At 67.0% G+C, this 7,629-nt stretch carries 4 protein-coding genes and 1 pseudogene; 3 read left to right on the forward strand and 2 right to left on the reverse strand.

All coding sequences use genetic code 11. The features are described from left to right. Positions 1-97: 97 nt before the first annotated feature. Both HD841_RS13525 and HD841_RS13530 read left to right on the forward strand, forming a co-directional pair. Positions 98-1,726: a helicase HerA-like domain-containing protein gene (locus HD841_RS13525; RefSeq protein WP_179509369.1), complete on the forward strand. Its 1,629-nt coding sequence runs from the start codon at positions 98-100 to the stop codon at positions 1,724-1,726. A gap of 333 nt (positions 1,727-2,059) precedes the next feature. Beyond that, on the forward strand, positions 2,060-3,271 hold the full coding sequence (locus tag HD841_RS13530) for a M20 metallopeptidase family protein (RefSeq protein WP_179509370.1): 1,212 nt from the start codon (positions 2,060-2,062) through the stop codon (positions 3,269-3,271). 585 nt (positions 3,272-3,856) lie between these two features. On the opposite strand, the gene HD841_RS13535 is transcribed toward HD841_RS13530, so the two are convergent. Beyond that, positions 3,857-4,813 (reverse strand): isopenicillin N synthase family dioxygenase, encoded by a 957-nt coding sequence (locus HD841_RS13535; RefSeq protein WP_179509371.1) that lies wholly within the window; start codon positions 4,811-4,813, stop codon positions 3,857-3,859. A 516-nt stretch (positions 4,814-5,329) separates the two neighbouring features. On the opposite strand from HD841_RS13535, the pseudogene HD841_RS13540 reads away from it, so the two are divergent. After that, a pseudogene (locus tag HD841_RS13540) lies at positions 5,330-5,926 on the forward strand (M23 family metallopeptidase); the annotation flags it as partial. Between the two features lie 3 nt (positions 5,927-5,929). Here HD841_RS13540 and HD841_RS13545 read toward each other — a convergent pair. Then, a complete protein-coding gene (locus tag HD841_RS13545) occupies positions 5,930-7,105 on the reverse strand; it encodes an NAD(P)/FAD-dependent oxidoreductase (protein WP_179509372.1) in 1,176 nt (391 codons plus the stop codon). Between the last annotated feature and the right edge of the window lie 524 nt (positions 7,106-7,629).

Consider the following 7,629-nt stretch of genomic DNA (forward strand, 5'->3'; position numbering starts at 1 on the left):
ATGACCGAGACATGGGGCCGTCGCTCAGCCGAGCGGCGGCCCTTTCCTTTTGCCGATGCGCCGGAGTAGGTCTGCCGCGCAGACGACAGGAGCGGACATGAGCGACGGCATCTTCATCGGACTGGGCGGCGGCAAGCCGCAACTGCTCGACCTGCGGCGTGCCAACCGCCACGGCCTGATCGCCGGCGCGACCGGCACCGGCAAGACGGTGACGTTGCAGGGGATCATCGAGGGCTTCTCCAAGGTCGGCGTGCCAAGCTTCGTCGCCGACGTGAAGGGCGATTTGTCGGGCCTCGCCATTGCAGGATCGCCGCAGGCGAAGACGCACGCCGCCTTCGCCGCGCGCGCCGCCGAGATCGGCGAGACCGACTGGGCCTATGCCGATACGCCGGTGCAATTCTGGGACCTGTATGGCGAGCAGGGTCATCCGATCCGGACGACGGTAAGTGAGATGGGGCCGCTGCTGCTCTCGCGCCTGATGGACCTCAACGCGGTGCAGGAGGGCGTGATGACGATCGCCTTCCACGTCGCCGACAAGGAAGGGCTGCTGCTCCTCGACCTCGACGATCTCCAGGCGATGCTGGCGGATTGCGCGAACCGCGCCGACGAACTCACCACCACCTACGGCAACGTCTCGAAGCAATCGATCGGCGCGATCCAGCGCGCGCTGCTTCAGTTGCGCACGCAGGGCGGCGACCATTTCTTCGGCGAACCGGCGCTGGAGATGGACGACTTCATCCGGACCGACGACAAGGGCAGGGGGATCGTCAACATCCTCGCCGCCGACAAACTGATGGCGGCGCCCAAGCTCTACAGCACCTTCCTGCTGTGGTTGATGAGCGAATTGTTCGAGCATCTCCCGGAGGTCGGCGATCCCGACAAGCCGAAGCTCGTGTTCTTCTTCGACGAGGCGCATCTGCTGTTCGATGACGCGCCCAAGGCGCTGCTCGACAAGATCGAGCAGGTGGTGCGGCTGATCCGGTCGAAGGGGGTGGGCATCTATTTCATTACCCAGAACCCGATCGATATTCCCGATGCCGTCGCCGGCCAGCTCGGCAATCGCGTGCAGCATGCGCTGCGCGCCTTCACGCCGCGCGACCAGGCGGCGGTGCGTGCCGCTGCCGAGACGTTCCGCGCCAATCCCGGCGTCGACGTTGCCACCGCGATCACCGAGCTCAAGGTCGGCGAGGCGCTGGTGTCGCTGTTGCAGGCGGACGGCTCGCCCGCGCCGGTGGAGCGGACGCTGATCAAGCCGCCGGCCAGCCGCGTCGGCCCGGTGACGCCCCAGGAGCGCGCCGCGATGATCGAAACCGACGCGATCGGCGATAAATACGACACCGCGGTCGACCGCGAATCGGCGGAGGAGATTCTCGCCGCCAAAACGCAGGAGGCCGCGGCTGCCGCCGCCGCGGCGCGGGCGCAGGACGACGCCACCAAGGCGGCGGCGGTCCAGGCCAAGGCCGATGCGCAAGCCGCCAAGGAGGCGGCACGCGCGCAGGCGGCACAGGCCAAGGCGGAGGCCGCCGCCGCGCGTGAGGCGGCGAATTCGCCCTGGGCGAAGGCGATGACCTCCGCCACCCGCGCGGCGAGCGCGTCGATCGGCCGACAGGTGGCCAACGAGATCGGCAAGCAGGTGTTCGGTTCGGGCTCCCGGCGCTCGTCGGCGAGCGGCGGCCTGATGGGCACGGTACTGCGCAGCGTGCTGGGCAATCTGATGCGGCGGTGAGGGCGGGGACCTCATCGTCTCACCCCTGATCGTCATTCCGGCGAAAGCCGGGACCCATGGTCACGGTGCAACCACGGCTGCGCGCATCATCGGCGCTTCACACCAATGGGTTCCGGCCTCCGCCGGCATGACGAAGGGGGATGCCCGGCGCGCCCCCCAAATCGTCATCCCCGCGCAGGCGGGGATTCATAAGCGCAGACCTTGCGGCGCCATCGCTGCGGTCGTGTCCATCAATCCCCGCCCGCGCGGGAACGACGGGTCAGGTGGAGCACACCCAAACCTCGACAACGCCCCTGCACCGGCCCAGACTGTACCGGAAACGGAGCCCTCATCATGTCCCTCGACGACCATAGCAGCGACTGGGTCGCAGCCGGCGAAGCCGAACTCGACGACATCGTCACGCTGCGCCGCGCGATCCATGCCGAGCCGGAGATCGGCCTCGACTGCCGCCGCACCACCGACAAGATCAAGGCGGCGCTCGCCGGCCTGCCGCTCGACTATCACGAAGGCCCCTCGACCAGCGGCCTGATCGCGATCCTGCGCGGGCAGAAGGGCGACAACGGTCGCACCGTGCTGCTGCGCGGCGACATGGATGCGCTGGCGATGGAGGAGGAAACCGGGCTCCCGTTCGCCAGCACCATCCCGGGCCGCATGCACGCCTGCGGCCATGATTCGCATACCGCGATGCTGGTCGGCGCCGCCCGCGCGCTGTCGGCGCGGCGGGACCAACTGCCCGGCACGGTCGTCTTCATGTTCCAGCCCGGCGAGGAAGGCCATCACGGCGCGCGCTTCATGATCGAGGACGGCCTGCTCGACGTCGTCGCGCCCGACGCGGCCTTCGCGTTGCACATCACGCCCAACGCGCCGGCCGGCGTGGTCATCACCCGCGCCGGATCGATCATGGCCTCGGCGGATACGGTGCATGTCGTCGTGCGCGGCGCCGGCGGCCATGCGGCGATGCCGCACGATTGTATCGATCCGGTGCCGGTCGCCTGCGAGATCGTCACCGCCTTCCAGACCTATGTCGCCCGCGCCATTGCGGTGACCGACCCCGCGGTGCTGTCGATCACCAAGATCGAGGCGGGATCGGCGCACAACATCATTCCCGGCGAGGTGCGCATGCTCGGCACGCTGCGGACGCTGTCGGAGGCGACGCGGACGACGATGCGCGCCGCGATCACCCGGATCGCCGAGCATATCGCCACGGCGCATGGCGCGACGGCCGAGGCCTGGATCGACGAGGGCTATCCGGTGACGGTCAACGATTCCCGTGGCGCGGCGCTGGTCGAGCAGGTCGCCGGTGACCTCGGCCAGCCGTTTGCGCCGATGCCGCAGCCGATGATGGGCGCGGAGGATTTCTCCTACGTATTGCGCAAATTCCCCGGCGCGTTCGCCTTCATCGGCGTCGCCCCGGCGGGCAGCGACCCGGCGACCAACCCGCCGCTGCACAACTCGCGGATGACGATCGAGGAATCGGTCATGGCGAAGGGCGTCGCGATGCATTGCGCCGTCGCGACGCGCTATCTGGAGGGTGGCTTCGATTGATCGACAAAGCGATGCGTCCAAAGGGAGACGTTTCTCGCCCTCCTTGCCGCACCTAATCCGAAGATCTGGACGGGTGAGAGCCGAACGAAGTCGTCATCGCCGGTGAGGCAACAATGCTCCTGCGAAAGCAGGAGCCCAGGCCGTATCGACATGCAAGCTTTGAAGAGAACGCCTCCCGCTAGGGAGGGCTATCGCAAATGTCTGCGGTGATGAGGTTTGACCGGCTTCCCCCCGGTATCCGTCACCCCGGACTTGTTCCGGGGTCAACCGGGCAACATGAGAACGCTGCCCCATCAAGCCTTTTTCCTAGCCGCAGAGTGGACCCCGGAACAGGTCCGGGGTGACGGGGTGGGGTTCGAGGGCGGCGGCCCAAACGAACCTCCATAGGCGATAGCCCTCTCCGGCGGGGGAGGCGTTTAACTGAATGGCGATCCGGCCAGGGCCAAACAAAACAACGTCTAAGGCGCTCGTGACCCCCGTGATCCTGCTTTCGCAGGAGCACGGGGCAGTTCCTCAGAAGTCTTGACGTGATCCGGAAATGGCGGATTCTGCGTGGCGACGGCTTGGATCTGACCGTCGCGGTGCTTAAGCCTTGATCAGGCCGATCTCCACCAGGCGCTGATGCAGGTAATCGTGCGCGGTGATCGGCTCGGGATAGCGGTTCGGGTTTTCGGCGCTGACCGTCTGCGGCAGCGTCGCGATCAGGAAATCCGGCGCCGGGTGCAGGAAGAAGGGCATCGAATAGCGCGAATGACCCCGCCGCTCGACCGGCGGATTGACGACCCGATGCGTGGTCGAGGGCAGCACATGGTTGGTCAGCCGTTGCAGCATGTCGCCGACGTTGACCACCATCGCGCCCTCGGGCGGCTTGATCGCCAGCCACTGGCCGGTGGCACGGTCGAGCAGTTCCAGCCCCGCTTCCTCCGCGCCGAGCAGCAGCGTGATGAGGTTGATGTCCTCATGCGCACCGGCGCGGACGCCCTCCGCATCGGCGGGGATCGGTGGATAATGGAGCAGGCGCAGCACTGAATTGCCGTCCTTCACCGCCGGATCGAACCAGTCGGGCGCGAGGCCGAGATGCCGAGCGATCGCCGACAGCAACCGGTCGCCGGCGCGGTCGAAGGCGGTGAACAGCTCGAGGAACGTGTCCTTGAACCCCTCCGGCCTTGCCGGCCAGATATTGGGCGCCATCCGATCGGCATTGGCATGGCCTTCGGGCAATTCGCGACCAATGTGCCAGAACTCCTTGAGATCGACGTGCTTGGCGTCCTTTGCGATCTCGGTCTTGAACGGCGTATAGCCGCGCGCGCCACCGCCGCCCGCGACGAAATAGTCCCGCTTCTCGGCCTCGGGCAGCGCGAACAGGGCCTCGGTGTCGCGCCATGCGCGGTCGATCAGATCCTGCGGCACGCCATGGTCCGCGACGATCGCAAAGCCGAACCGCTCGAACGATTCTCCGAACGCGGCGGCAAAGCCGTCGGGATCATGCGCCTGATCGGCAAGGCTGAGCGTGGGAACCTGAGCGGAAGCGGAGTCGAGCATGAAAGCCATCCATTTGATGAAGCGGACGATATAGGCCGGCCGAGCGGCCGCGTCATGCCCCCGCGGGACGGCGCGCGCAGACCGCGGCGGGCGAGCCCGGACAAGCCGCGCGATCACTGCCGAACCGGCACCATTCCCGCCCTTCGAAGCGGCGAAATCCCGCAGATGTGATGGTGTCGCATCGACTCGGCGCAGCCGGATGCCGCTTGATCGCGACGAACCGCCGGCAGCTATTGTGGTCGGGCGGCAAATGCCGGCAGAGACTGTCCGTCAGGGACGCGGTGGGGCTGCGGTTTCGAGACGAAGGGAATCGGTCGGGTCCGTGACCACGGACGCGGCGCATCATATTGGGGTCCGATGAGCACTTTCGCCCGTAAAGCCACGATCGTCGCCACGCTGGGTGCGATGACCCTCGGTTATGGTGCAGCCCAGGCGCAGGACGCGACCCGCGCCGGCGCGACGCCGACCGCGCATACGACGATCAAGAGCGACGGGACGAAGGGCGAGGGGACCAAGGCCGAGGGCGGCCCGATGCTCGATGCCAATAGCGCCGAGGCGCAGGCCGACCTCAAGGCGGATGCGCAATTCCGCACCTTGTTCCAGAGCTGGAAGAAGCTCGACACCCGCCCGCAGGGCGCGATCGCCATCCCTTCGGTCCAGCCGGTCCAGCATCTCCAGTTCACCAGCAATTTCGGCATCCGTTCCGACCCGTTCCGCGGCACCGCGGCGATGCACGCCGGCGTCGACATCCCCGGCCCGGTCGGCACGCCGATCTATGCCACCGCGGACGGCATCGTCGACCATGCCGCGCGCCTCGGCGGCTATGGCAATATGGTCGAGATCAACCACGGCAAGGGCATCGCCACGCGCTACGGCCATCTGTCGAAGATCCTCGTCGCCGATGGCGCCCGCGTCACCCGCGGCCAGTTGATCGCGTTGATGGGGTCGACCGGGCGCTCGACCGGCCCGCACCTTCATTACGAGGTCCGTATCGATGGCCATGCGGTCAATCCGGTGCCCTTCCTGACCACCGCCGATTATCTTCTCGCGTCGCAGGATCGCGCCGTGCACGCGATCCCGGTGTCGACCGACGGCCCCGCCGCGCAGGATTGATCGTCAGAGCGCCTGGGCCGCCGCCCAGCCGCTCGCCCACGCCCATTGGAAATTGTAGCCGCCGAGCCAGCCGGTCACGTCGACCGCCTCGCCGATCGCATGCAGCCCCGGCACGCGCCGTGCCTCCAGTGTTTGCGAGGACAGGTCGGCGGTGCTGATCCCGCCGACGGTGACCTCGGCCTTGGCGAATCCCTCGCTGCCATTGGGCATGAACCGCCATCCCGACAGCTGTCGCGCCGCCTCGTCGAGCCGCCGGTCGGGGATGTTGCCGAGTTCCGTCGGCAGCGTCAGCCGTTCCGCCAGGGCCTCCGCCAGCCGGTCCGGCAGCGTCGCGGCCAGCGCGCGCCTGAGCGTGGTGCGCGGGTTCGCGCGCTTCGCCGCGATCAGCCAATCGCGCGCCGCATCGGGCAGGAAGTCGACCGCGATCGGCTCGCGGGGCCGCCAATAGCTCGATACTTGCAGGATCGCCGGCCCCGACAGGCCGCGATGCGTGAACAACGCCGCCTCGCGAAAGCGCGTCTTGCCCGCGGTCGCGACGACCTCCGCCGCCACGCCGGACAATTCGCGGAACAAGGCTTCGTCCCCGCCAAGCGTCAGCGGCACCAGCGCCGGTCGCGGCTCGACGACCTTGAGGCCGAATCGCCGCGCCAGATCATAAGCCACGCCCGTCGCGCCGAGCTTGGGAATCGAAGGGCCGCCGGTGGCGATCACCAGCCGCTGAGCGCTGACGATGCGGCCGGGCAGGGCGACGGTAAAGGCCGAACCGTCATGGCCGATCTCGCCGAAGGGGGAGGACAGGGCGATGTCGACCCGGCCGGCCTCGCATTCGTCGCGCAGCATCGCGACGATCTGCTTTGCCGACCCGTCGCAGAACAATTGTCCCAGCGTCTTCTCGTGCCATGCGATCCGGTGACGGTCGACCAGCGCCACGAAGTCGGCGGCGGTATAGCGCCCGAGCGCCGACTTGGCGAAATGCGGGTTGGCGGAGAGGTAGCGATCGGGCGCGGTATGCAGGTTGGTGAAATTGCACCGCCCCCCGCCGGAGATCAGGATCTTCTTGCCCGGCGCATCGGCATGATCGACGAGCAGCACGCGGCGACCGCGCTGTCCGGCGACGGCGGCGCACATCAATCCGGCAGCGCCGGCGCCAAGAATGATTGCATCATAAGGGGAAGCCATGCCCGGCTCCTAATGCGCGACGCGCGATTTGTCGCGGGCCGGAGGATGGGGGGCCCGCGTCGCCATCAGAGCGCCGGAGACGGGCGCTGAACGCCATTCTCCGCAAAAATGTCGTAAAACTGCAATTTGGTGTTGACGGTGTTGGGTGGCCCGCCTAGATGGGTGTCACCGCAGCGGTGGCCGACTGGTCGCTGAGGCAGTCACGACAGATCTGGCGCGCTGACTATCCTGAGAAAAAGGGGTAGGGATGCTGTGCCGGTATTTTTGTCGGCTCTTTGACATTGTTAGTTAGATGAAGGGACATGTGGGCGGCGGCTCCGGCGTCTGGCGTTTCAAGGCGTCGGATTGTCGGTAAAGCTATAGCTCGCTCTATATGTCCTTCACGTATCCATACGTAATGGACTGCCATTGGGTTTCGACCTTGGTGGCGGTCTGAAGTAATGTGCAGAGCGGGTCCTTGAGATGGATTGCCTGACGTCGGTTATTCCGCTGGCGCCGGGTGGTTACATAAACTTGAGAGTTTG

The organism is Sphingomonas melonis (assembly GCF_013409985.1).
GTDB lineage: Bacteria > Pseudomonadota > Alphaproteobacteria > Sphingomonadales > Sphingomonadaceae > Sphingomonas > Sphingomonas melonis_A.

Excerpts from the sequence above, each read along its gene's own strand:
- HD841_RS13525 (WP_179509369.1), top strand. The coding sequence starts at position 98 with ATGAGCGACGGCATCTTCATCGGACTGGGCGGCGGCAAGCCGCAACTG.
- HD841_RS13530 (WP_179509370.1), top strand. The coding sequence starts at position 2,060 with ATGTCCCTCGACGACCATAGCAGCGACTGGGTCGCAGCCGGCGAAGCC.
- HD841_RS13535 (WP_179509371.1), bottom strand. The coding sequence starts at position 4,813 with ATGCTCGACTCCGCTTCCGCTCAGGTTCCCACGCTCAGCCTTGCCGAT.
- HD841_RS13545 (WP_179509372.1), bottom strand. The coding sequence starts at position 7,105 with ATGGCTTCCCCTTATGATGCAATCATTCTTGGCGCCGGCGCTGCCGGA.